This window comes from Hymenobacter arizonensis, assembly GCF_900115775.1.
In the GTDB taxonomy this organism is placed as follows: Bacteria; Bacteroidota; Bacteroidia; order Cytophagales; family Hymenobacteraceae; genus Hymenobacter; species Hymenobacter arizonensis.
Map to the genome: position 1 here is coordinate 296,316 of NZ_FOXS01000004.1, position 22,294 is coordinate 318,609.

At 60.5% G+C, this 22,294-nt stretch carries 13 protein-coding genes; 3 read left to right on the forward strand and 10 right to left on the reverse strand.

Annotated elements, in window-relative coordinates:
* The first annotated feature begins 99 nt into the window (after positions 1-99).
* Positions 100-1,080: a GlxA family transcriptional regulator gene (locus BMZ66_RS15685; RefSeq protein WP_092675625.1), complete on the forward strand. Its 981-nt coding sequence runs from the start codon at positions 100-102 to the stop codon at positions 1,078-1,080.
* Between the two features lie 441 nt (positions 1,081-1,521).
* On the opposite strand, the gene BMZ66_RS15690 is transcribed toward BMZ66_RS15685, so the two are convergent.
* Positions 1,522-2,160, reverse strand: a complete 639-nt coding sequence (locus BMZ66_RS15690; RefSeq protein WP_092675628.1) for a zinc ribbon domain-containing protein — start codon at positions 2,158-2,160, stop codon at positions 1,522-1,524.
* A 349-nt stretch (positions 2,161-2,509) separates the two neighbouring features.
* Complete coding sequence (locus BMZ66_RS15695) at positions 2,510-3,742, reverse strand: NADP-dependent isocitrate dehydrogenase (protein ID WP_092675631.1); 1,233 nt, start codon at positions 3,740-3,742, stop codon at positions 2,510-2,512.
* A gap of 89 nt (positions 3,743-3,831) precedes the next feature.
* Between BMZ66_RS15695 and BMZ66_RS25180 the strand changes: the two genes are divergently transcribed.
* Positions 3,832-4,302 carry a hypothetical protein gene (locus BMZ66_RS25180; protein ID WP_143080241.1) on the forward strand — a complete coding sequence of 157 codons (471 nt, stop codon included), beginning with the start codon at positions 3,832-3,834 and terminating at the stop codon, positions 4,300-4,302.
* A complete protein-coding gene (locus BMZ66_RS15705) occupies positions 4,286-6,520 on the forward strand; it encodes a TonB-dependent receptor (RefSeq protein WP_092675637.1) in 2,235 nt (744 codons plus the stop codon). The genes BMZ66_RS25180 and BMZ66_RS15705 overlap by 17 nt, the downstream gene beginning before the upstream one ends.
* Positions 6,521-6,858: 338 nt before the next feature.
* On the opposite strand, the gene BMZ66_RS15710 is transcribed toward BMZ66_RS15705, so the two are convergent.
* The 8 genes from BMZ66_RS15710 to BMZ66_RS15745 all read right to left on the reverse strand — a co-directional run bounded on the left by BMZ66_RS15710 (position 6,859) and on the right by BMZ66_RS15745 (position 22,187).
* Positions 6,859-8,106 (reverse strand): glycosyltransferase, encoded by a 1,248-nt coding sequence (locus tag BMZ66_RS15710; RefSeq protein WP_092675640.1) that lies wholly within the window; start codon positions 8,104-8,106, stop codon positions 6,859-6,861.
* 406 nt (positions 8,107-8,512) lie between these two features.
* Positions 8,513-10,903 carry a tetratricopeptide repeat-containing sensor histidine kinase gene (locus BMZ66_RS26275; RefSeq protein ID WP_262507594.1) on the reverse strand — a complete coding sequence of 797 codons (2,391 nt, stop codon included), beginning with the start codon at positions 10,901-10,903 and terminating at the stop codon, positions 8,513-8,515.
* A 377-nt stretch (positions 10,904-11,280) separates the two neighbouring features.
* Positions 11,281-12,561, reverse strand: a complete 1,281-nt coding sequence (locus BMZ66_RS15720) for an alpha/beta fold hydrolase (RefSeq protein ID WP_092675643.1) — start codon at positions 12,559-12,561, stop codon at positions 11,281-11,283.
* Between the two features lie 87 nt (positions 12,562-12,648).
* Positions 12,649-17,553: a DNA repair ATPase gene (locus tag BMZ66_RS15725; protein WP_092675646.1), complete on the reverse strand. Its 4,905-nt coding sequence runs from the start codon at positions 17,551-17,553 to the stop codon at positions 12,649-12,651.
* 245 nt (positions 17,554-17,798) lie between these two features.
* Entirely contained in the window at positions 17,799-19,973 is a 2,175-nt protein-coding gene (locus BMZ66_RS15730; protein ID WP_092675649.1) for a flotillin family protein, read from the reverse strand.
* 165 nt (positions 19,974-20,138) lie between these two features.
* Positions 20,139-20,783 carry a hypothetical protein gene (locus BMZ66_RS15735; protein WP_143080242.1) on the reverse strand — a complete coding sequence of 215 codons (645 nt, stop codon included), beginning with the start codon at positions 20,781-20,783 and terminating at the stop codon, positions 20,139-20,141.
* A gap of 70 nt (positions 20,784-20,853) precedes the next feature.
* Positions 20,854-21,561, reverse strand: coding sequence for a PspA/IM30 family protein (locus BMZ66_RS15740; protein WP_092675657.1), 708 nt, complete (start codon positions 21,559-21,561; stop codon positions 20,854-20,856).
* 224 nt (positions 21,562-21,785) lie between these two features.
* Positions 21,786-22,187 carry a YbjN domain-containing protein gene (locus BMZ66_RS15745; RefSeq protein WP_092676167.1) on the reverse strand — a complete coding sequence of 134 codons (402 nt, stop codon included), beginning with the start codon at positions 22,185-22,187 and terminating at the stop codon, positions 21,786-21,788.
* Between the last annotated feature and the right edge of the window lie 107 nt (positions 22,188-22,294).

Genomic DNA, 22,294 nt, shown 5'->3' on the forward strand with positions numbered 1-22,294 from the left:
AATGTTTAGCAAATGTATTAGCAAGCTGGGGGTAAGCAATGGGGTGATTGCGCCGATATAGGGGGGTATTTGCGCCAATGATTTTGCTACATTTGGGGCATGAAGCACATATCCATTCTGGTGCCCGCGAGCGATGCCGTGGTGGGCAGTATTGAGGGCCCGCACAAGGTGTTCACGCAGGTAAATGCCCTGCTGCGCAGCATGGGCCGCGAGCCCGCCTTCCACATCGAGCTGGTGGGCCTTACCGAGTACAAAACCTTCAACAACGGCCTCTTTACCCTGCACGCCGACCGCACCACGCAGGAGGATTTTCGCACCGACCTCATCATCATCCCGGCCCCGCACGGCGACATGCGCGAGGCCATCGCCCTCAACAGCGAGCTCATTGCCTGGGTAAAGCGCCAGCACCAGCAGGGCGCCGAAGTGGCGAGCCTCTGCATGGGCGCCTTCCTGCTGGCCGCCACCGGCCTGCTCGACGGCCGCAAGTGCGCCACCCATTGGATTGCCGCCCACGACTTCCGCCTGATGTACCCCAACGTGACGCTGGTAGACGAGCGGGTGATTACCGACGAAGGCGGTCTGTACTCCAGCGGCGGCGCCTATTCCTACCTGAACCTGGTGCTTTACCTCATCGAGAAATACGTGGGCCGTGAGCTGGCCGTGTGCATCGCCAAGGTCTTCCAGATTGACATGGCCCGCGGCAGCCAGTCGCCCTTTGTCATTTTCCGCGGCTTGAAAGAGCACGAAGACGAGCCCATCAAAAAGGCCCAGGAATTCATTGAGGCCAATTTTCAGAACAAAATTTCCGTTGACGAGTTGGCGGCCATGGCCTTCCTCAGCCGCCGCAACTTCGAGCGCCGCTTCAAGAAATCGACTTTCAATACCGTGGCCGAGTACATTCAGCGCGTCAAGATTGAAGCAGCCAAAATGAGCCTGGAGTCGTCGCGGGAGAACGTGAACGAGGTGATGTATTCCGTGGGCTATTCCGACACCAAAGCGTTTCGTGCCCTCTTTAAGAAGCTAACGGGCGTATCGCCGGTGGCGTACCGGGAGAAATACAGCCGGAAGGAGGCTGCGTAGGGGCGGCCCGGTTTTAGACTCCAGCGGAAGCCGACCTTTTGGCCATGGAATAGGCTTCTTCCTGAATAAAAAAAGGCCGTCATGCAGAGCGCAGCGAAGCATGTCGCTCGCTTCGTTCAACGATTGAGTTAGTGCTGCCCGCGAGATGCTTGCCTACGGCGACCTGCGGTTCGCTGCGCTCTGCATGACGGTCTTTCTTAACAAGTTTTATTCGGGGATAGGTCTAATGTATCGGCCGGATTATTCCTTAGAGCGTGCTCCGGTCGGACCGCCCTAGGCGGTCCGACCGGTTGTCGGGCGGCGGAAATCGTTGCTACAACAATCGGTCGGACCGCCTAGGGCGGTCGGACCGGACCGTTTCACTGAGAGCCATCGTCAAAATATGGGTGAGGACAAGCCAGTGGCTGGCAGGGCTTTCTTGATAATAATGCACGAGGGGCTTTAATTCTTCGTGCCGCAGTCCCCGCAGAATTTCTGCTCGGGCTTCAGGCCAGTGCCGCAGCCGGTGCAGAATCGTTCTTGTGCTTTAGCTGCCGGGGTAGGAGTGCCGCACTGCGGGCAGAACTTTTGGCCGGCCGCTAGCTTGGCTTGGCAGCTAGGGCACTGCCGTAGGCCGTCGCGGTTCAGGAAATCGAGGTTTTTGGTGTAGTCCTGCTCGCGGGTTTTGGTTCGGATTTGCTCGCTGGTGGCTTGGGCCTGCTGGGCGCGCAGCTCCTCCTGTTCGTCGGGGGCGCAGTTTTCGCAGAGGCCCACGGCGGCGTTCCAGCAGGCGTCGGGGCACACCCAGTGGCCGCAGCGCGTGCAGTGCTTAAAGTGTTGCTTGCCCTCAGCTACGGCGGTTTCCATGGCTGAGTCGTGCGCTTTGCCGCCTACGGCCCGCTGCAGGTGGTAGGCCGCATTCTCGGCCCCGCCAAGGCCCCCAAACAGGCTGCTGGCGGCGCGCAGCACGCTGTGGGCTATGCCCATGGCATTGGGCTGAAACCGCGACATGTAGCCGTTGCGGCACCGGTCGCAGTGAAACTTGAACTGAAAGCCTCGGTCAGTGGACAGGTCGTCGTGGTTGGCAACAAATTGTATCATGGTGCTTAATAGCAGAAAAGGTGAGAGATATGGGCAAAAATAGAGGAAAGTTGAGTGGCCGGGTGGTGTTACAGAAGACAATAACAACGACATGCTCATCTGGCGTCCGCGCAGCTAAAGCATCTCGCTCGCTTCGTCTGTCATCCTGAGCTTGCAAAGGACCTTCTCACCGTAGAACAGTGCGTTCAGGCGTGAGAAGATGCTTCCTGCGTCAGCATGACAGACGAAGCGAGCGAGATGCTTCGGCTGCGCGAACGCGAGATGAGCATGACGTTCTGATAAGTAGGTACTGCCATAAAAAAGCCCACCCGATTACCGGATGGGCTTTCCCTGACTGAAGCAGCTGCGCTTACGCGCCGAGCTTGGTTTTCAGGTTTTGGTCGAGGGCTTCCAGGAACTCCTCGGTGTAGAGGTAGTCGCGGCCGTGCTCCACCTTGTTGCCGTGGATGCAGACGGCGAGGTCCTTGGTCATTTTGCCGCTTTCCACGGTTTCGATGCACACGGCTTCCAGCGCGTGGCAGAAGTCAATCAGCGGCTGGTTGCCGTCGAGCTTGCCGCGGAACTCCAGGCCGCGCGTCCAGGCGAAGATGCTGGCGATGGGGTTGGTGCTGGTGGGCTTGCCCTTCTGGTGGTCGCGGTAGTGGCGCGTCACAGTGCCGTGGGCGGCTTCGGCTTCCATCACGGTGCCGTCGGGCGTCACCAGCGTGGAGGTCATCAAACCCAGCGAGCCGAAGCCCTGGGCCACAGTGTCGCTCTGCACGTCGCCGTCGTAGTTTTTGCAGGCCCACACAAAGTTGCCGTTCCACTTCAGCGCCGAGGCCACCATGTCGTCAATCAGGCGGTGCTCGTAGGTGATGCCGGCGTCCTTGAATTTGGTGAGGTAGTCCTGCTCGTAAATCTCCTGGAAGATGTCCTTGAAGCGGCCATCGTACTTTTTCAGGATGGTGTTTTTGGTGCTCAGGTACAGCGGCCAGCCTTTCATCAGGGCCTGGTTGAAGCAGGCGTGGGCAAAGCCGCGGATGCTCTCGTCGGTGTTGTACATGGCCAGGGCCACACCGTCGCTCTTGAAGTTGTACACCTCAAACGACTGCGCTTCGCCGCCGTCTTCGGGCTGGAAGCTGATGGTGAGCTTGCCCTTGCCCTTGGTCACGAAATCGGTGGCGCGGTACTGGTCGCCGAAGGCGTGGCGGCCGATGCAAATCGGAGCCGTCCAGTTGGGTACCAAGCGGGGCACGTTGCTCATCACAATAGGCTCGCGGAATACGGTGCCATCCAGGATGTTGCGGATGGTGCCGTTTGGCGACTTCCACATCTGCTTCAGGCCGAACTCCTGCACCCGCTCCTCGTCGGGCGTGATGGTGGCGCACTTGATGCCCACGCCGTACTGCTTGATGGCGTTGGCGGCGTCGATGGTCACCTGGTCGTTGGTTTCGTCGCGGTACTCAATGCCGAGGTCGTAGTATTTAATGTCGAGCTCCAGATACGGAGTGATGAGCTTGTCTTTGATAAACTTCCAAATGATGCGCGTCATTTCGTCGCCATCGAGTTCTACCACGGGGTTCGCTACGGGAATTTTGGTCATGTCGGAATATTATGGGAGTGGTTGTAACAGCGAAGTTGGCACCAGTAGGGGGAAATCCCAGCCGATACTTGTGCAATCGTTCCCGTTCCGTGGCGCAAACCCCGCAGCTTCGAAGTGGTCAGGCCTCGGTAATATGTAGTCCGCTGCTGCGCAACCAGCACGAGTTTAACGCAGTGCAACTCGTGCTGGCCACCCCGGGCCGCAGCAGAACAGAGTGCCTAAATGACTACAACACCAGCTTGCCGCTGGCGTGGCAGGGGAGGCCCAGCCTCCCCGCTATAGCCAGTCACGGGTTACGCTGCGCTAAACTCGCGCCAGTTGAGGAGTACATTTTGCTTGCTGCCCATATGTCGCTGCTGCTGCTACTCCCGCTGCCCGAACCCACGCTGTATTTGCTCCAGCACATTGCCTGGTTCGTAGCGCTCTGGTTGCGCCTGGCTATTTCCGGCCGCCTTTATTCACTGTTAGCTCATCTTTACGGCGCTACATTCGATGGTCGCGCGTGGTTTACCGTAAACCGCCTTTCCACGAATAAGCTGCTCCATGAGCTCACCCCCTAGGCACCCTTTTTGGCACGTTAGCGCGCCGCTGGCCGCCCTCTTTTTGCTGCTGATGCCCGCCGGGGCGTGGGCCCAGGGCCTCAGCATTACCCTGCGCGATTCGCTGAGCCGAGCGCCCATCATCGGGGGCAGCATCAGCGTGCCGGGCACGGGCGTAGGCGCCGCTACCGACGTGAACGGGCATGCCGTGCTGGCGCCCGCCCCCGCTGCCGGCACCCGCCTGCGCGTGGAGGCATTGGGCTACCATCCGCAGCTGGTGGCTGCTCCCGCCGCGGGACTGCCGCTGAGTGTGGTGTTGGCGCCCAGCGCCCAGGCCATCACCGACGAAGTGCTGGTGACGGCCACGCGCACCAACTCGCGCCTCGAAGACCTGCCTACCCGCGTGGAGGTGATAGGGGAGGAGGAGCTGGAGGAGGAAAACGGCATCAAGCCCGGCAACATTGCCTCGCTGCTCGGTGACCTGGCCGGCACCCAGATTCAGCCCACCTCGCCCACCACCGGCAACGCCGACCTGCGCATTCAGGGCCTGCCGGGGCGCTATTCCCAGATTTTGCGCGACGGCCTGCCGCTGCTCGGCGGCTACTCCGGCTCGTTCGGCATCCTGCAGATTCCCCCGCTCGACCTGCGCCAGATTGAGCTTATCAAAGGCTCCAGCTCCACACTCTACGGGGGTGGGGCCATTGCCGGCCTGGTGAACCTAGTGAGCAAAACCCCGGTGCTGAACGACCCGCAGCTGACCTTCACAGCCAATCAATCGACCCTGCGCGAGAGCAACCTCAACGGCTTTGCCAGCGGCCGCAACCAGCGCGTGGGCTATACGCTTTTTGCCGGCGGGACCCGCCAGCAGGGCACCGACGTAGACGGCGACGGCTTTGTAGACGTGCCCCGGCTGCGCAACTTCACGGTGCATCCGCGCTTGTTTTATTACCCCAAAAACGGCCAATTGGCCCTCGCCTACACTGGCACCGTGGAAGACCGGGAGGGCGGCGACGCCCGCGTGGTGCAAGCCGAAGCCGGCCGCCCCACCGACCTGTTCTTCGTCACGAACCGCACCCAACGCCATTCCGCCGACCTCATCTACACCCAGGACAGCGTGGCCGGTGGCGGGCTCACCGTGAAAGCCACCAGCAGCTGGTTTCGGCGCGGCGTGAGCACCAACACCGTGGCTTACGCGGCCCGGCAGCTGTCGTACTACTCCGAGGTGAGCTACCTGCACCGCTACGGTTCCCATACGCTGGTAGGAGGACTAAACGTACTCGGCGAGGACTTCCAGCCCCTCAACACCGAGAGCCAAACCCGCCTGCAAAACGACTACACCTACTCCACGTTGGGCGGCTTCGTGCAAGACGACTGGCAGCTCACGCCCACCCTAAGCGTGCAGGGCGGCCTGCGCCTCGACCACCACAACCGCTACGGCAACTTCCTGCTGCCCCGCGCCGCCGTGCTCTACAAAGCCACCGCCGACCTAACCCTGCGCCTGAATGGCGGCTACGGCTACCGCGTGCCGGTGCCCTACGTGAACGAACTCGACGAGCGGGAAATCCCCCGGGTGCTGCCCCTGCAAAGTCTCAACCCCATTGCCGAAGTTAGCCAGGGCCTCAATGGCGACGTGAACTACGTGCACCGCTACGCCTCGGGCCTCCGCCTGAACCTGAACCAGGGTTTCTTCTACACCCGCCTGCAAGACCCGCTCATTCTGCGCCTGGTGCGCGTGCCGCTCGGGCCAGCCGCCACCGGCCTGGCTCCGGCCTGGGCTAATGCTAATGCCCCCATTGTCAGCCAGGGGCTGGAAAGCTACGCCCGCCTGCGCTACGAGGGCACCGAGGTGTACCTTGGCTACCTCTACACCTCCGCCCGCCGCCGCTACGACACCGCCAACCCCAACGTGCCCCTGGCCGCCCGCCACAAGCTGGCCACCGTGGCCACCCAGGAAATCGGCGAGCACCTGGCCCTGGGCATAGAGGCGAGCTACACTGGCCGTCAGTACCTCGAAGACGGCTCTTCGCGCCCCGGCTACCCCATTGTGGCTGCGCTGGTCCGCTACCACACCGGCCCCTGGACTTTTATTCTGAACGGCGAAAACCTGTTCGACTACCGGCAGACCCGCCGCGAAGCCGTGGCCCTCGGCAACCCCTCCAACCCCACCTTCCCGGAGCTGTGGGCCCCAGTGGAAGGGCGCGTGTTGAACATGTCCGCGAACTGGAAGTGGAGGCACTAAGGTGTTGCGTGCCCACAGTGAGGCTGCCCTCCGGTTTTCTAATGCAGCTGCGCTATTGTGTTACCCCAAAGCATCCGCCTTTGGCTAGAAACCTCCACCAGCGGAGTCCGCTACTAGCACCGCCTGAGCAGCAAAAGGCCTAACAGATACTGGCAGGGCTTATTACTGCTTGGGCAGCGCTGGTAAGTTAGGCGCAAAGGGGGAATGGCCGGGTGGCCGTTTACTCTTTCTCCAGCACCGCCTTTCTCCTGCCCAACTCGCTGGAAATATTCTCCAGTTGGGTAAACGCTTTGCAACTACCCGCCACTGTTGGTACGCAGGTTACGGGTATAGGCGGCTTATAGTAGCTGATGAGCTCGATTAGCGGGGCTTTCAATTTTGATAACGGCCGTTTGCACGCCGTTTTCCTGTTTAAGCTGCTCGGCAATATTGCGGGCGTTGTCGTATAGCCGAGGGCTGTTGAGCAGCTCCTGCACGCGGCTGAAAAACACGGATTCGCTCATTTTGCTGAGTGGAACGGGTGCCACGGCCACGCCTTTGGCAAACGCCGCTCGGCCCCAGAACAATTGGTCGCCGATGGGATACAGGATGGGGCACACGAAGCACGGCTTGCCGGCGCGCAGGCACTCGGCCGTGGTGCCAATGCCGCCGTGGTGCACAACGGCTTTCACTAACGGGAAAAGCTTCTCGTAGGGCGCCGCGTCGATGACCTTGATGGCGCTAACTCCGGCCAATCGGTCGGTGTGTTCGAGTCCCCAGCCTTTTACCACCACTAGCCTGGTGCGGAAGCGCTTCGTCAGCTCGATAAGGGCGTTTTGCAGGTCGAACCGGCTTTGGAATGGCATGCTGCCGAATGTGACCAACAACGGCGGCTCGCCCTGCTTGATGAAGTCCAGCAAGTCGGGCGCTAATTCCTCTTCGGCGGTGCCAAACCAAAAGCCGGTAAACGTGGCATTGGTGGGCAAGTCGGCGGGCTGGGGCAGCAGCAGCGGGCTGATGCCGTAGAGAAACGGGGTTTCGGGAGTGTGGTATTTTTTGGGAAGGCCGTGGCTTTCCCGAAACCGGCCAATGGGCTTGCGCAGCATTCGCACGCCCAGGCCGGTGAGGCGGTAGCTCCATTGGTTGAGAAAGGCAGGCACGGGCAGCCCGCTAAACGCCGGATTGGGAAAGGCGCGGGTGGGCTGCACGGCCGGCACCACCATGGCGCGAATCATTTTTTCAGGAAACTGGTCGGCAAAGCTGTCGGCCATGGTTTTCACGTGGTACACCACCCGGTCGCTGGCTTGGGCCAGCTCATAAAACGTAGCTAAGGACTGCTGCACCAGCGGATATATCCACGTTTCGAGGTTGCGCTGAATGGCAAACGGGTTGGCCTTCATTATCTTTTTGCCTTCCTCCGATGCCAGAATGGCTTGGTAGTCGGCCTCCACCGGCACAAAATCGAGGCCGTAGGAAGCCACCAGCGCCGCAAAGTTGCGGGCCGTGGCCAGCGTTACCTGGTGTCCGCGTTGTTTCAGGGCTTGCCCCAGCACGGCGTAGGGCTGCACGTCGCCCCGCGTGCCCAGGGTGAGGATGGCTATTCGCATGGTTGGATAGGTTACGAAGTCAGTAAGCCGCTCGGGCAGTAGCGCGAACTACAACCGAAAGTCAGCGAAGCTAAAGTTCGCGCTACTAGCCACTGTCCGTGAAATGGCGTTGAAGGCCCGCAATATCTATAGGTGTCTCCGCACGCTAAAGCCACAAATGACTGGCTTATCCGGGGCTGCGTTAACTAATGCCCCAGCCATACACTGCCTAAGCCCCTGAAGAAACAAAAAGCCCCGCCAGTTTCTAAAAAGGCTTTTGTATGTTAGGCAAGTTTACGAAACTCATCGGCTAACGCAGTTTAGTAAACTTTGATTGGTAAACCATTTTGTTAAACTCATCCTGCATGGCAAGGGCATACAAACACTATGTTTTAAGCATTTTCTAGGTGTTCACCGAAAGAAGCGTTTAAGTTGCCAGCTCGGGGATTGCTCCGTTCAAGGGCAAGGCCACGGTGATGGTAGAGCCCTCCCCGAGTTGGCTCTCCACCGTGAGGCGGCCGCCGTGGCCCTGGGCGATGATGTCGTGCGAAAGCGAGAGGCCCAGGCCCGTGCCCTCGCCCGTGGGCTTGGTGGTGAAAAAGGGCTGGAAGATTTTCGTCTGTATCTCGGCCGGCATGCCCGTGCCGTTGTCGGTCACGCGGATTTCAACGTGATTTCCCCGCCGCCGCGTGCTCACGCTGACCGTGGGCGCGTAGCCCGCATCGCTTGCTTGCTGGCGCTTTTGCACGGCATAAAAGGCGTTGCTGAAGAGGTTGAGCAGCACCCGGCCCAACTCCCCCGCCACGGCTTCCACCCGCGGCAAGCCGGCTGCGAAGTCCGTTTGCAGCGCGGCGTTGAAGGATTTGTCTTTGGCGCGCAGGCCCTGGTAGGCCAGGCGCAGGTACTCGTCGGCCAGGGCATTGAGGTCCGTCGGGGCCCGCTCGCCGGAGCTCGCCCGCGAGTGCTCCAGCATGCCGCGCACAATGCCCGCCGCCCGCTGCCCGTGCTGCGCAATCTTGCCCATGTTCTGCTCCAGGTCGTCGAGCAGCTCGGTTTCCAGCGCGGCGTCGGCCGCCGCGCCTTTGGCCCGTTCTTCGCGCACTTCGCCCACCAGTTCGGCCGAGACTTCGGCGAAGTTGTTGACGAAGTTGAGCGGGTTTTGAATTTCGTGGGCGATGCCGGCCGTGAGCTCGCCCAGGCTGGCCATCTTCTCGCTGTGGATGAGCTGGGCCTGGGTGGCGCGCAGCGTGGTCAGGCTGGCGTCGAGCTGGTCGCGCTGGGTTTGCAAATCGTGCTTCTGGGCCGTGACGAGCCGCGTGAGGCGCTCGGAGCGCCGGAACGCGGCGTACAGCACGCCCGCCAGCACCAGCAGCAGCCCCACGCCGGCGCTCACCGACCACAACACCCGGCCCTGGCGCTGGGCCTGGGCGGCGGCTTGCGTTTGCTGCTGGCGCAGGCCGGCAATGCGCGTGCTCTGGGCGCGGTCGGCCTGGGTGAGCTCGTATTGGGCCACGCGGGTGGCCGCCTGGGCGGTGGCGAGCGTGTCGGTCAAGCTCAGCGCGGCCAGGGCGTAGGGCGTGGCGCGGGCCGGCTGCCCGCCCCGCTCGTAGAAGCGGGCCAGCGCCTGTAGGTAGGCGAGGCGCATGGACTGCCGGTGTTCCTGCTGGGCCTGGCGGTAGGCGGCTTGCCAGGCGGCCTCGGCACGCGGGTCGTCGCCCGTGGCGGCGTAGTAGCGGGCCCAGGTCGCGTGCAGCTCGCAGGTCCCCCCGGCCGAGTGCAGGGGCAGGTGCAGCGAGTCGGCCAGGCGCTGGGCCCGCTGCAGCAAGGGCGGCACCGCGGCCGCCCGGTTTAGGGACAGCAGCACGGCGCTTTGCTGGACCAGCCCCAGGGCCTGGTCGGCGGCCGCGACCGTGTCGCGAGGCGTGCGAGGGCGCAGGGCCACGGCGGCGTAGCGTAAGGCCTCGGGGTAGCGCCCTTGCCGCTGGTAGACGCCGGCAATGCTGCGGTTAACGTATGCCCAGTTGACGGGGTTGGTACCCGGCCAGCGGACGGCTTGCTGCAGGTAAGGCAAGGCGCGGGCCCCGTTGCCCCACTCGGCATACGTCCCCCCAATGAGGCCAACTTCGTTGTAATACCAATAATGGGAATACGTGCGAAACAGCTCGGCGGCTCGCAGTTGGTGGCTGATGCCCTGGTTGTAGTCGCCCTGCGCGTTGTGGTAGGCGCCCAGGGCGCGGTAGCACATGGCCACGTTTTGCACGGGCCCGTGCTGCTGGTAATAGGCGAGCTGGCGCTGAAAAAATACCCGCCAGGCCTCCGGCTGCTGCAGCGCGCGGTAGCTCGTGGAAAGATAATTCAGCAGCAAGGGATGCGGCACGGGCCCCAGCGCATCGTAGTACTGCAGGGCCGCCCGCAGGGTGTCGAGCAACACCCGCTGGTCCGGCGACTTGGCGTTGGAAAACTTGTTGTAATAAGCGAGCTGGCGCAGCGGCACGCGCTCGGGATAGTGCAGTCGGTTGGCCAGCGCCAACGCTTCGGTCAGTAACGCCGCGTACTGCCGCGTGTCGTTGGCGTTTCGGGGGCTGGTGTCCAGCAGGTGCTGCAGGGTGTGCAGGCGCTGCGAGTCCACGCGTTGGCCGGCGAGCACGCGCTGCAGCGAATCGGCCGGGGCGTCCCAATAGCGGTGGTCGAAGCGGATGGCGCGCAGCCGGCGTTGGAACTGCGCCTTATCGGCCGGGTTGGGCTGGGCCCGCACCGTGGGGCTCAGCAGCCAGAGCAGGGCCACGCCACCGAACAGGCGGAGTCGAAAAGAGCGCATCGGTTGGAGGGGAAGGAGGTAAGCAAATCGTAAACACGGAGCCCCGACCGGGCGGGCTTTCCTCCGTGTGCGCGCCGCCGTGGCTCCGGCGGGCGGGGCCAGCGCCACCGGCTGACCAGGAGCGGAAAAGAGCACACAGGCCGCCGCGGGCGCCACTTCGCAGGCGCCTTCGTGGCGGGAATCAATTCGAGCAGGGCATGCATGGCTCAGCGAGCGATGGCACGGCGGCCCTGGGTTTAGGCGGCGAACCAGCGTCGCCCGTACCCGAAGGCCTCCTGGCGTACAAACTTACGGCGTACCGGTGAGAGGGAGAAGTTCAGAAAAAGGGTTCGAAGGTAAACGGGCTGTTGGTTATTTTTTGCTGCTACTAAAAAGGGCTACTTGCGGCCGGCAAAAAAATCCAGGACGGCCTGATTGAACTCCTCCGGCACCTGCGTGGGGGCTTCGTGCCCGGCTTTCCGGAATATTTTCAGGGTTGAGCCGGGAAGCTTCTTGGCTATCAGGTCCGTGTGCTCCCGTTTGACGACGTCGTTTTCGCCCGCCATCACCAGCACTGGCGCCGTGACTTTGGCCAGGGCATCGGGCGAAACGTGCGGCTCGGTCAGCAACAGGTTCTTCAGCCGGTAATTCATGTCCGACTCCGCCATGCCCTGGCTTTTCATCTCCGCCAGCTGTTTGCGGAGCAAGGCGTTTAGCTTGGGCGATATAGATGTGTTGTCGTTGTAGAGAACGGCCGCCATGGACGCGAGCTTTTTCACCTTCCGCGGATGCCTCAGGGCCAGCAGCAGGCCGATATTGCCCCCGTCGCTCCAGCCCAGCACGTTCGCGCTCTGGACACCCAGAAAATCCAGGAACGCGGCCGTGTCATCGGCAAACAGTTCGTAGGTGAGCCGCGTGCTGTCGGCACTGGAGTTGCCCTGCCCCCGGCTGTCCAACGCGATGACCTGGTAGTGTTTGGCCAGTTCCGGAATCTGTCGGTGGAAGGCCGCAATGGACGAGTTGTTGCCGTGCAGCAGCAGCAGCGGCTCGCCCGTGCCATATATCTCGTAGTAGAGCCGGATGCCGTTTACGGGAACATATTTTCCCAGCCGGGTATTGCCGCCGTACTCTTCGGACTCCGCCAACGAGTTGTCAACAAACAAGGATTGCCGGCCGGACTTAAATTTTTCGCTCGTTAGCCGGACGTTGGACAGGTTCTGAAAGTTACTGAAGTACCAAGGCTTCAGGCTGTCGTTTTCAAAACCGGCATTAACCAGCGGAATGCTTACTGTCTTGTTCTTGCTTTTGATGAGCAGTTCAAAATCATCGAAATAATACTTTCCCCTACCCGAAAAGAACATCCCCACCGACAGCTTATTGGCCTGCTTGTCGATGGTGCCGGAAATGGACACCGCCGTCCAGGCGCCGGGCTGGTAGCTATCCATGCCGTACTTATCGAAGTGCAATTTGATGTTCTTGGTGTCCAGGGAGGTAAGGGCGCAGACAATAGCGCCGCCATTTTTTGACTTGCCCTCAATCAACCGCTGACTGCGGACTTCGAAGGTGCAGTTTGGGTAGGCAGCAACGTCAACGGTCTGCAGCAGATAGGATGGCTTATCCTGGGCCCTGATGGTTAGTGCCCCGCACAGCAGGGAAAACAGGAGTAGTATTTTTTTCATCTCGTCAAGATGGGAAATGTGCTATGGACCAATTGACCTGCAAATTAGTCTGCACTTTGTAGTTCGAGAAAACAGTAGTTTAATTAACTACTCCTTCTCCAGCACCGCCTTTATTCCGCCCAGCCCGCTGGCAATATGCTCCAACTGCGTGAGCACGCTTTGCAGCTGGCCGCCGCTGCTGGTGCGCAGGTTGCGGGTGAAGGTGGCTTTGATGTCGGCCCAGCGGGTGGTTTCGGTTTCCTGCAGCCAGCCCAGCAGCTCGCGCAGCTTGAGCAGGTTGGCTTCGGTGCCGCTGGTCAGGGTTTGGGCTTCGTTGTCGTAGTGCGTGGCCAACAGGGCGCGCACTTCCTCGTCGTTCATGATGGGGCGCACCTTTTCGGCCAGCTTGGCCATGTTGCGGTAGGAGCCCTGCAGCTTGAAAGGCGGCTCGGTGCGGTACTCGTTGGCCTGGGCCGCCGAGCGGATGTACTCCTCGTTCACGCGGGCCACCACGTCGCGGATGCGCAGCAGCTTTTGCAGCACGGCCACGTACTCATTGATTTCCTCGGGCGAGTGGTTGGCTTCGAAAGTGAGGCCGGCGCTGTCGCCGGTTTCGGCCAGCTTGATGAGCGGATACACGTCGGCCTGGCTTTTGGCGGCGAGGCGGTTGAGCACGGGGTTGGCCACCAGCGCGTTTTCGAGGTAGCTGAGCAGGAAGATATTGGCCGTGTCGCCGATGATGTCGCCGAGGTTGTAGATGTCGGCGCGGTTGGCCAGCATGTCGGGGATGCGGAACTGCTCGCCCGATTCGGTGTAGGGGTTGCCGGCCATCACCACGGCCACTTTGCGCCCACGGAAGTCGTAGGTGCGGGCGCGGCCCTGATACACGCCCTCAATCTTGCGCTGGGCGTCGCAGAGCGAGATGAATTTCTGCAGAAACTCGGGGTTGCAGTGCTGAATGTCGTCGAGGTAAATCATGACATTGTCGCCCATCTCGAAGGCCAGGTTCAGCTTCAGCAGCTCCTCGCGGGCACCGGAGTTGGGGGCCTGGGCGGGGTCCACACTCGTCACGGCGTGGCCGATGGCCGGGCCGTTGATTTTCATGAAAATCAGCCCCAGCCGGTTGGCCACGTACTCCATGAGCGTGGTTTTGCCGTAGCCGGGCGGCGACACCAGCAGCAGCAGGCCCATGAGGTCGGTGCGCTTGTCGGCCCCCGCCGTACCGATTTGCTTGGCCAGGTTGGCGCCGATGAGCGGCAGGTACACTTCGTCAATCAGCTTGTTGCGCACGAAAGATGAGAGCACCCGTGGCCGGAACTCATTCAGCCGCAGCTCCTCGGTGAAGCCATGCAATAGCTCCTTCTTCAGCGTGCCGAAGGCCTCGAACAGCGGCACCACCGTGTGCGCGTAGTGGTGCAGCCGGCGCCGGAATTCCGGGAAGTTCAGCTGGCAGTTCCGCTCGTGAATGCGCGCATGGGAGCCTTGAAATCCCGCCAGCGTCTCACGCAGCGGCGTTCGGATGATGCGGGCCGGGACGAAGGAATTGGTGAGGAGCAGCACCGCGCACTCGTCCCGAAACTCAGTGAGGTGCACGGTGGGCGACTGCTGCAAAAACGACTGCAGCCACTGCCGCACCAACTGAAACTGCGCGGCCGGCTGCTCAGCCAGCAATGCCACCGACGTTTCGTATTGCGCCGTAGCATTCCGCTCCTTCAGCGACTGCTGAAACAGCTGCAGCAACTCCGCAGCTTCTGCCGCAATCACGAAGGTTTCGCCGCGGGTTAATTCGAAGAATAAATAGTCGCCGGCCTCGGCCAGATGTGCTGGCTGAAACAGGCCGGTGCCCGCCGCAAACTCTTCTATCGCCAGCTGCAATTCCGCCTTCAGCACCTCGAACTCGCGTGAGTCCGGAAATACCTGCAGCAGCACGCCGATACCCTGCAGCTGGTGCTGCCACGCCGCTTTCTTCTTGCGGCCCGTGAAGCCGTGCCAGTAGAGCGCCGCCGCTGCCCGCGCCTCGGTAGCGTAGCGCAGTAAATCGGCGGTGCGGGTGAGGCGCACCAGGGCTTCGAGCAGCAGGGCCGCGTCGTGGTCGTGCACGCCTTTGAGGTAGCCTTCAGCGTACCGTGGGGCCATGAATTGCTGAACGTGCGCAGTCAGCTCGGCCACGGTAAGGTGCGAGAGCTCGGCCACCGACAGCACGGCGGGCGCGCCATCCTGGGCGGGCGCGGGGTGCTGGGCGGCTTGCAAAATCAGCCAGGCCAGGTACTCGGCGCGGTATACGTCGGCGTTTTCCGACACCACCGTTTGGTCCCACACGGCGCGGGAAGCCAGCACGGCGGAATCGGTGATTTTCTGGAAGAAATTAGTGCCCGTGAGGTGGTAGTGCAAGTCGCCGTCGCGCAGCACCACGGTCAGCTCCAGCGGCTGGGTATTCACGGTGAAGGCGTAGGGGCCGAACTTCAGGGCCTGACCGCCGTCGGTAAACAGCTCGGCGCGGTCCTTGAGCTGGCGCACGGCGTCTTCCTTCACCGTTTTCAGGCGGCTCTGGATGTCGTCGGCCTTCACCGGGTCACCGAGGTTGAGCAGGTCCTGCACGGTCTGGCGCACCTTCTCCACCATCATATCCGAAGCGAAGTAACCGTTAATATCGGCCACGGTCTCGAAGCGGCCCAGGCGGTTTTGCACCGCTTTTAGAATGCGTTCGGCCGACTGCAGCAGGGCCGAAGCGCGCTGGTTGCGGGCTTCCACCAAGCTCACCTTGCGCGACTCAAACGCTTCGGATACTTCTTCGCGCTTGCCCGCCAGCTGGTTCAGGAACTGGTCGAATTCCGGGAATTTGCCTTCCAACTCTTCCAGCTGCACCATAAGCTTGGTGCTATACTCGTCGCACTTATTGGGCGCATCGCACAAGTCCAGGTAGTTTACCAACGCCTGGTCGAGCAGCTTGATTTGCGCCGTGAATTCTGCCTGGGCCTCGGTGCCGGCCAGGGCCTGCCGCCGCCGCTTCAGGGCCGCCCGAATCTGGTTGAAGCTGGCGTAAATTGTCGAGATGTTATCGATGATGCGCGTGGTCTGCGTGGGGTCCTCCATCGGCAGGTTGCTCACCACTTCAATCAGCAATTCCAGCTCGCCCGATACCGCGTTGGCCTGCTTTTCCAGCTCGTTGGCTTCGGCCACTTTCTGCACCTTCTCAATGGCGTCGGTAATGGCCTGCACGCGCACGGCGTACGGCTTCAGCGCGTCGTCCTTCAGCAGGAAATCCACCGTTTGGCCGGCCACCTCCTTGCTGGTTTGCTCCAACTCAGCGGCAGCTTTTTCCACGGTGGGTAGCTCCACGTAGCGCAGCTCTTTAAGGGATATAACCTCGCCGCGCACGCCGCGCAGCTCCGCCAGCAGCTGCACAAACTCGTTCACGTCAGTAGCCGTGGTGCGCTTGATGCGGCCGGTCAGCTCATCGGCCTTGCCCAGCACGCGCTGGGTTTCGGCGCCCGTGCTTTTGCGGATGCTCAGCACCTTATCAAACTCGTCCACCGCCGCATTGGCAGCCTGCTGAATGTCGTGCAGCGGCACGGCCAGGGCCTGAGCCGCGGGCTCGCGCAGCCAGTGGTAGGTATCGGTGAGCGTGCCCGTGAGGCGAATCAAATCCAGGTAGAGGCCGGCGTAGCTATCGTCCTTGCCCAGCAGCGTCAGCACCTCCTGCGCCTCCGACATGGCCCGCACAATTTCCTTGTTTCCCAGCTTGTAGAGATAGGAATCGGACGTGACCGGCAGCTCGAAATTCGGCGCCACATAGGGCGTCTGCCAGATTTGCACCGCGTGGTGCTTCTTGGGTTCGTCGTCCTTGCGGAAGTAGCACAGTTCGCCGTTCTCGAACAGCGCATAGCCGTGGCAACTAATCGGGTTATCGACCCGCTGCGCAATAATGTTGTACGAAAGCAACAGGTACGCGCCGTTTTCCTTGTTGAAGAAAACGTACAGAAAATCCTCCCCGTTGGGCGACACAATACGCTTTTCAAAAAGCATGTCGCGCAACCCTTTTTCAAATAATTTCCCCTCGCCGGTTTGCAAATAAAACCCGTGCGGAAAAACTAATCCCTGATTGTCCGGCAGCAGCACGCATGCCTCCGCCAGCGCATCCAAACGCTGCGCAGTTTGCAGCTTCGCATTGTAAATAAAATACCGGTAATCCTGCTCCTGATAAGGCCGAATTTTCAGTAGAATAATATTGCCAACTACCGCATAATAAATCTCCGAATCATCAAGGGTTTGGTCTTTATCCGCCACCGGCTCGGAGTAAATACCGCGCCCGTTTTCGGTGTTGTTTTCAATCTTAATGGTGAGGTCGCCGTGGATAGTTTCCACAAAAACCTTGTCCTCGATGCTGATATGCGGGTGTTTGCCGCTGCGCTGCATGTCGCGCGTGGTGCGCTTCCAGGTAAACTCGTGCTGCGGCGGAAACACGTATTCGTGGTCGCTGCGGTTGTCTAGGTAGGTGAGCGTATCACCCTGCAGCAGCCACTTAAACGTCTTGATATCGTTCGCGCTTTTGCCCACCCGAAATACCATAAACAGGTGCGGTCCGAGCTGCGCAAATTTCACAAATTGCGTGTTCTTGTAATACTTGTAGAGGTTGCGGAATTCCTCCGTGAATTGCGCGTTGGAAATAAGGTCCAACGGCAGCGGATGAAACTCGTGCTCCGCGTAAGAATACGCCCCAAATACATCCGACAATTCCACCTCGGTTTTCAAGCCGAGCAGCACGTTGTAGCCGAAGAGGAAATTGCGGCCCACCGGCACCATGTCCCACGGCACGCAATTGTGCTCGGTATTGATGCGGCCAGTCCCAATCAGCTTGGTGTCGATGGCGCCGAACACAGCTTTGCGCTCGGTGTTGAGGGCAGCGAGGCGTGTGCGCAGGTCCGCGCCGCTTTTCTGCAGGCGGTTGCGCAGGATTTCGTAGGTGCCGCCTTCTAGTTTGACGTCCGGAGTGGGCGCGGTGGTTGGTTCCATAGCAGGGTTGCCAGGGCAAGTAGTGGGGTAGTAATAGGAGGAAAGAACATCAAACTCCCCTCCTCAGCTGAGGAGGGGATGTTCGAGCCGCAGGCTCGGACGGGGGTGGTTGAAGTCGTTGAACGATACCCGAACATCGCAGTAATCATTGTTCTGCCATCGTTCAACGAGTTCAACCACCCCCGTTTGCGCTGGCGCGCAAACATCCCCTCCTCGTCTGAGGAGGGGAGTTTGTTGTTCTGGGGTTAGTTCAGGTTCAGCATCTTCACCTGCTTATCACCAATACCCAGCGCCGTGGCCGTGCTGGCCAGTTGCGTAATGGTGCTGCGCGTCGCATCATCCCCTGCCTTGTTCATCATCTGCAGCAGCAGGGCCGACACGCTCAGATTCTTCATGTCTTCCGAGCTCAGGCCGAACTGGTCCACGAACCGGCGCAGGTTGGTTTTGAAGTCGCCGCCGCCGTTGCCGTCGAGAGAGAAGAAGGCATCCTTCACAGTGCCGAGTACTTCGGAGTTGTGCACGGCGCGGTCTATCATTTTGCCCTTGGTGATGGAGCCGATAATCTGGTCGAAGAACATGGTCTCGCCGCCCACGATGTCGATTTTGGCCGATTTCAAGGCTTCAGAAATCACGCCGGCCTGGGCGCTGGCAATGTCCTTCTGAATGTTGATTTGCGCTAGCTCTACCGATTTTTCCTTGTCGAGGCGCAGCTTGAACTCTTCGTGGTCTTTGCCCACGCCGTCGAGCTTTTTCATGGCGTCGGCCTTGGCTTCGATGCCTTTGGCTTCCACTGCGAAGCGCTGCTCGTTCACCGTCACTTCGGCCAGGCCGCGCTTCTGGTCGGCTTCGGCTTTGGCTTCGATTACGCTGGCTTCGGAGAGGCCTTTTTCGAGGCTCACCTTGGCAGCTACTACACCCAGTTTCTCATCGGCTTCGGCCTGGGCCGTGGCTTTCACTTGAATGGCCTGCGCTTCGGCCGAGGCCGTGAGCTGCATTACGTTGGCTTCCGACTCGCCTTCCTTCTGACGGGCAATGGCTTTGGCCTGCATCACCTGGGCTTCGGCCAGGCCCACGGCGCTGGCTTTGCTGGCTTCGGCTTCGGCCAGCACGCGGATGGCGGAGGAGCGGAATTCGGCCGAGGCCTTCTCGGCTTCGGCGTCAATCAGCGCCTGCTTGGCGCGGTACTCGGCGGCCTGCTTCTCCATGTCGGCGCTGCCAACCATGGCGATGGTGGCCTGCTCGGTTTCCTGGTGGGCCTTGGTCACGGCTACCAGCTTCTCGCGGTCGGCCGCAGCCTGGGCGCGGGTGTCCTTTATTTTTTCCTCCTCAATCACCGTGGCTTTTTCCACCGTAATCCGCTCGCGGATGATGCCTTGAATGTTCTTACGCTCTTCTTCCAGCGCCTTTTCCTTTTCAATCTGGGCCAGGGCCACGATGCGCTCCCGCTCGTTGATTTCCAGGGAACGAGCCTGCTCGACACGCTCGGTTTCCACGGCGTCGGTGCGCTGCTTGCTGCGCTCGGCCACCAGAATCTGGCGGTCGCGGTTCTGCTCCGAAATCTTGATTTCCTCGTCGGCGGCGATGCGGGCTTTCTCACCTTTCAGCCGCTCCTCCTGCCGCACTTTTTCGGTTTCAGACGCTTCGCGGGCCTTGATGTTGGCAATTTCCCGGTACTGCTTTTCCTGGGTTTCAGCCAGCTGCTTTTCCAACTGCAGAATGGTTTCCTGCGCCTCCACGTCCTGCTTCTTGATGGTTTTCTGCTGGTCGCGCTGCAGCTGGTTGGCCTGAATCTTCTGCTCTGAGGTGAGGGCAATGATTTTCTTGATGCCCTCGGCGTCGAGAATGTTATCTTGGTTCAGCGAGTGTAGGGGAGTTTGCTCGAGGTAGTCAATGGCGCAGTCGTCGAGCACGTAGCCGTTCAGGTCGGTGCCAATGATGCGCAGAATTTCCTGCTTGAACTGCTCGCGGGAGTTGTAGAGCTCAATGAAATCGAAGTGCTTGCCCACGGTTTTCAGCGCTTCCGAAAACTTGGCATCGAACAGGCTTTCGAGGGCTACGGGGTCGGAGGCGCGGTGGGCGCCGATGCTTTGGGCCACATTCACCACGTCTTCGTGGGTTTTGTTGACGCGCACAAAGAAGTTCACCTTTACGTCGGCGCGCATATTGTCTTTGCACACCAGACCCTCGGCGCCCGAGCGGGCAATGACAATTGCCTTCAGCTTGATGTCCATCACCTCCAGCTTGTGCAGGATGGGCACCACGATGATGCCGGAGAACGAAACTTTGGCATCGCCCATGCCGGTGCGGAGCAGGGCCTCGCCCTGAACCGCCTTCTTGTACATCTTGGCAATAACGGCCAGGAAACCAAGGAGAAACAGGCCGACGATAATCAGGACGGCCCAGGAAAGTGAGACTAACATGTGAGTAGGGGTTGTTAAATAGGTAGGTTTTGGTTGGTTAATCAAAAAGGTGTCCGATGAAGCCGAAGCACCAGTCAAGAATGACATCAGTGGTAGCCTCGAAAACCTCACTAGTCAGCCAGTCTCGGCACGATTTAAGGAAGGACATCATTCGAAAACGGGAGGCTAGTGCGCAGCAAAAGGCTCAATCAAATAGCATTTCCTTGCCGCGTCAAAATCAATCACCAGCGCTGTTTCGCCTTTGCCGAGCGGCGCTTTCGTGCTCCGCACATTCAGCATCAGCGGCGCGCCGTCGATGCGCACCGAAGCCTGGCCCAGGTGCTCGGCCGTGGCGGGCAGCAGCACCGTGCACACCTTGCCGATGACCACGGCGCCCGCATCATGGTCTTTCTCCATGGCCGTGAACAGCTTCACGAAAGGCAACGTGAGGAACTTGGCTACGAAAAGGCTGCCAACGAACAACGGTAGGGAAAACGCGAGCCCGAGCGGGAGGGAAGTGTTGCCGGTGTAGTAATTGAGCAAGATGCTGCCCACCCACATTGGCAAAAACACGAAGCTGAGAAATATCATGAGGGGGATGCGACCAAGGTTGAAGAAGGCCAGCGCGCCGTTGAGCCAACTCGTGCCCATGCCCTCGTGGGGCGCGTCGCTGTCGAAATGCGGGTGGCCGTGGTCGCTGATATCCAGGTCCACGGTTTTCATGTCGAGCAGGCCCACTACAACGGTGAGCCAGTATAGCAGCACAAACACCAATAGGGACGTGGGCAGCAGATTAGGCGGCAGAACGGCCGCTTGTAAAAGTTCGGTCATGGGCATAACTAGGGCAGCTTAAAGGTAGGAGTATTGCAATGATTCCAAAGCCAGCCCGGCGCGCTTGGGCCTATTCGGTGTAGCCCAGCTTTGCTTTCAGCGCCTTAAGGTCTTCGCTGGCTTTGCCGGCCCCGCTGCCCCCCAGGGCCTTGTCGATTTCGGCGTCGATGCTCTTGCTGGTGTTGGCGATTTCGCCGTACGATTCGGCCAGGGCCTCCTGCACGGCAATTTTCTCTTTCATGCGCTCAAGCAAGCTCACCGTGCCCGACGAGTCGAGCTGCGCCAGCTGCTTGTTGATGGTGATGGTGGCGGTGCTCACCGTCACGCGGGCCTTCAGGGTTTTCAGTTCGTTTTCCCACTGGCTGATGGTCGACTTGAGCGTGCTCACGTTCTGGTCCATCTGGGCGGCCGAGTGCTCGAATTTCTCTTGTTCGGTGGCGGCGCGGGCGGCCTGGGCTTCGTTTTCGGCCTTTTTCAGCAGGGCTTCGCCGGCGAGGCGGTCGGCTTCGGCAGCGTCCATGTCGCCTTTGTGAGCGCGCTGGAGCAGCAGCACGGCCTTGCTTTCGTAGTCCGAGGCTTTGGTGCGGAAGCTTTCGCCTTCGTTGCGGGCCCGAATGGCCATGGCCTTCACTTCGGCCAGGCCGTGCAGGCTTTTGTCGAGGTCCTGGCGCAGGTCGCGCAGGCCCTGCTCGGTCATTTTGATGGGGTCTTCGAGTTGATTGACGGCCGAGTGGGCTTCCGACTGGCCGATTTTGAAGAGGCGGTTGAGGATGTTCATGGCGTTGGGGATATTAATGACGTGGAGACTTTGTCGTTTTATTCTGGAAGCAGAACGGCCTGTAGAGCGCAGCCAGGGACCTCAACCCCCTGACCCCCTCTCCCGTGGAGAGGGGGAACCGGAAATGCACCTTTCAGGAATCGTCAGGCTCCCCTCTCCGCGGGAGAGGGGTCGTACCCGGCAGGGCCGGGGGTGAGGTTCCCCAGCTGCGCTCTAGACGCTCCTTATGTGCCTTTCGAGAACTGAATCAGTTCATCAGCAAACTCGCTGAGCAGCAAACCCAGCGAATTCACACAAGCATCAAGCTCGGCCAAATCCAGCGAGTCGATTTGCAGCGTGTCGCGGAAGATGAGCTTGCAGCCGGACTCATCGAGCGCGAAAGCCCCGTGGATGATGTCGCGGTTCTTTTGCAATAGGCGCTGGTACACTTCCAGCGAGGGGGCAGGCAGGTCGAGCAGGTACTGCTCCATAATCAGCAGCGGGTCGCCGCAGCCGATGACGAGGTTCCGGATGGCCAACTCCGGTTTATCGACTACAAACACGCCTTCTTGCTCGTCGGCGTGGCAGATGTCGAAGCCTAACTCTAGGAGGTGGCCTTTGATGGTAGCGAAGTAGGGGTTGGCCATATGCAGAAAGAAGATGAGAAAAGCCAAGTGCTCAAAAAAGTAGCGAGAGTGGCAGGCTCTTCGCTGACTTCGTGGTAGATTTACGATGCAATGATAAGCAAAGTTTT

Coding starts and splice junctions, on each gene's coding strand:
- BMZ66_RS15685 (WP_092675625.1), top strand. CDS start 100: ATGAAGCACATATCCATTCTGGTGCCCGCGAGCGATGCCGTGGTGGGC.
- BMZ66_RS15690 (WP_092675628.1), bottom strand. CDS start 2,160: ATGATACAATTTGTTGCCAACCACGACGACCTGTCCACTGACCGAGGC.
- BMZ66_RS15695 (WP_092675631.1), bottom strand. CDS start 3,742: ATGACCAAAATTCCCGTAGCGAACCCCGTGGTAGAACTCGATGGCGAC.
- BMZ66_RS15705 (WP_092675637.1), top strand. CDS start 4,286: ATGAGCTCACCCCCTAGGCACCCTTTTTGGCACGTTAGCGCGCCGCTG.
- BMZ66_RS15710 (WP_092675640.1), bottom strand. CDS start 8,106: ATGCGAATAGCCATCCTCACCCTGGGCACGCGGGGCGACGTGCAGCCC.
- BMZ66_RS26275 (WP_262507594.1), bottom strand. CDS start 10,903: ATGCGCTCTTTTCGACTCCGCCTGTTCGGTGGCGTGGCCCTGCTCTGG.
- BMZ66_RS15720 (WP_092675643.1), bottom strand. CDS start 12,561: ATGAAAAAAATACTACTCCTGTTTTCCCTGCTGTGCGGGGCACTAACC.
- BMZ66_RS15725 (WP_092675646.1), bottom strand. CDS start 17,553: ATGGAACCAACCACCGCGCCCACTCCGGACGTCAAACTAGAAGGCGGC.
- BMZ66_RS15730 (WP_092675649.1), bottom strand. CDS start 19,973: ATGTTAGTCTCACTTTCCTGGGCCGTCCTGATTATCGTCGGCCTGTTT.
- BMZ66_RS15735 (WP_143080242.1), bottom strand. CDS start 20,783: ATGACCGAACTTTTACAAGCGGCCGTTCTGCCGCCTAATCTGCTGCCC.
- BMZ66_RS15740 (WP_092675657.1), bottom strand. CDS start 21,561: ATGAACATCCTCAACCGCCTCTTCAAAATCGGCCAGTCGGAAGCCCAC.
- BMZ66_RS15745 (WP_092676167.1), bottom strand. CDS start 22,187: ATGGCCAACCCCTACTTCGCTACCATCAAAGGCCACCTCCTAGAGTTA.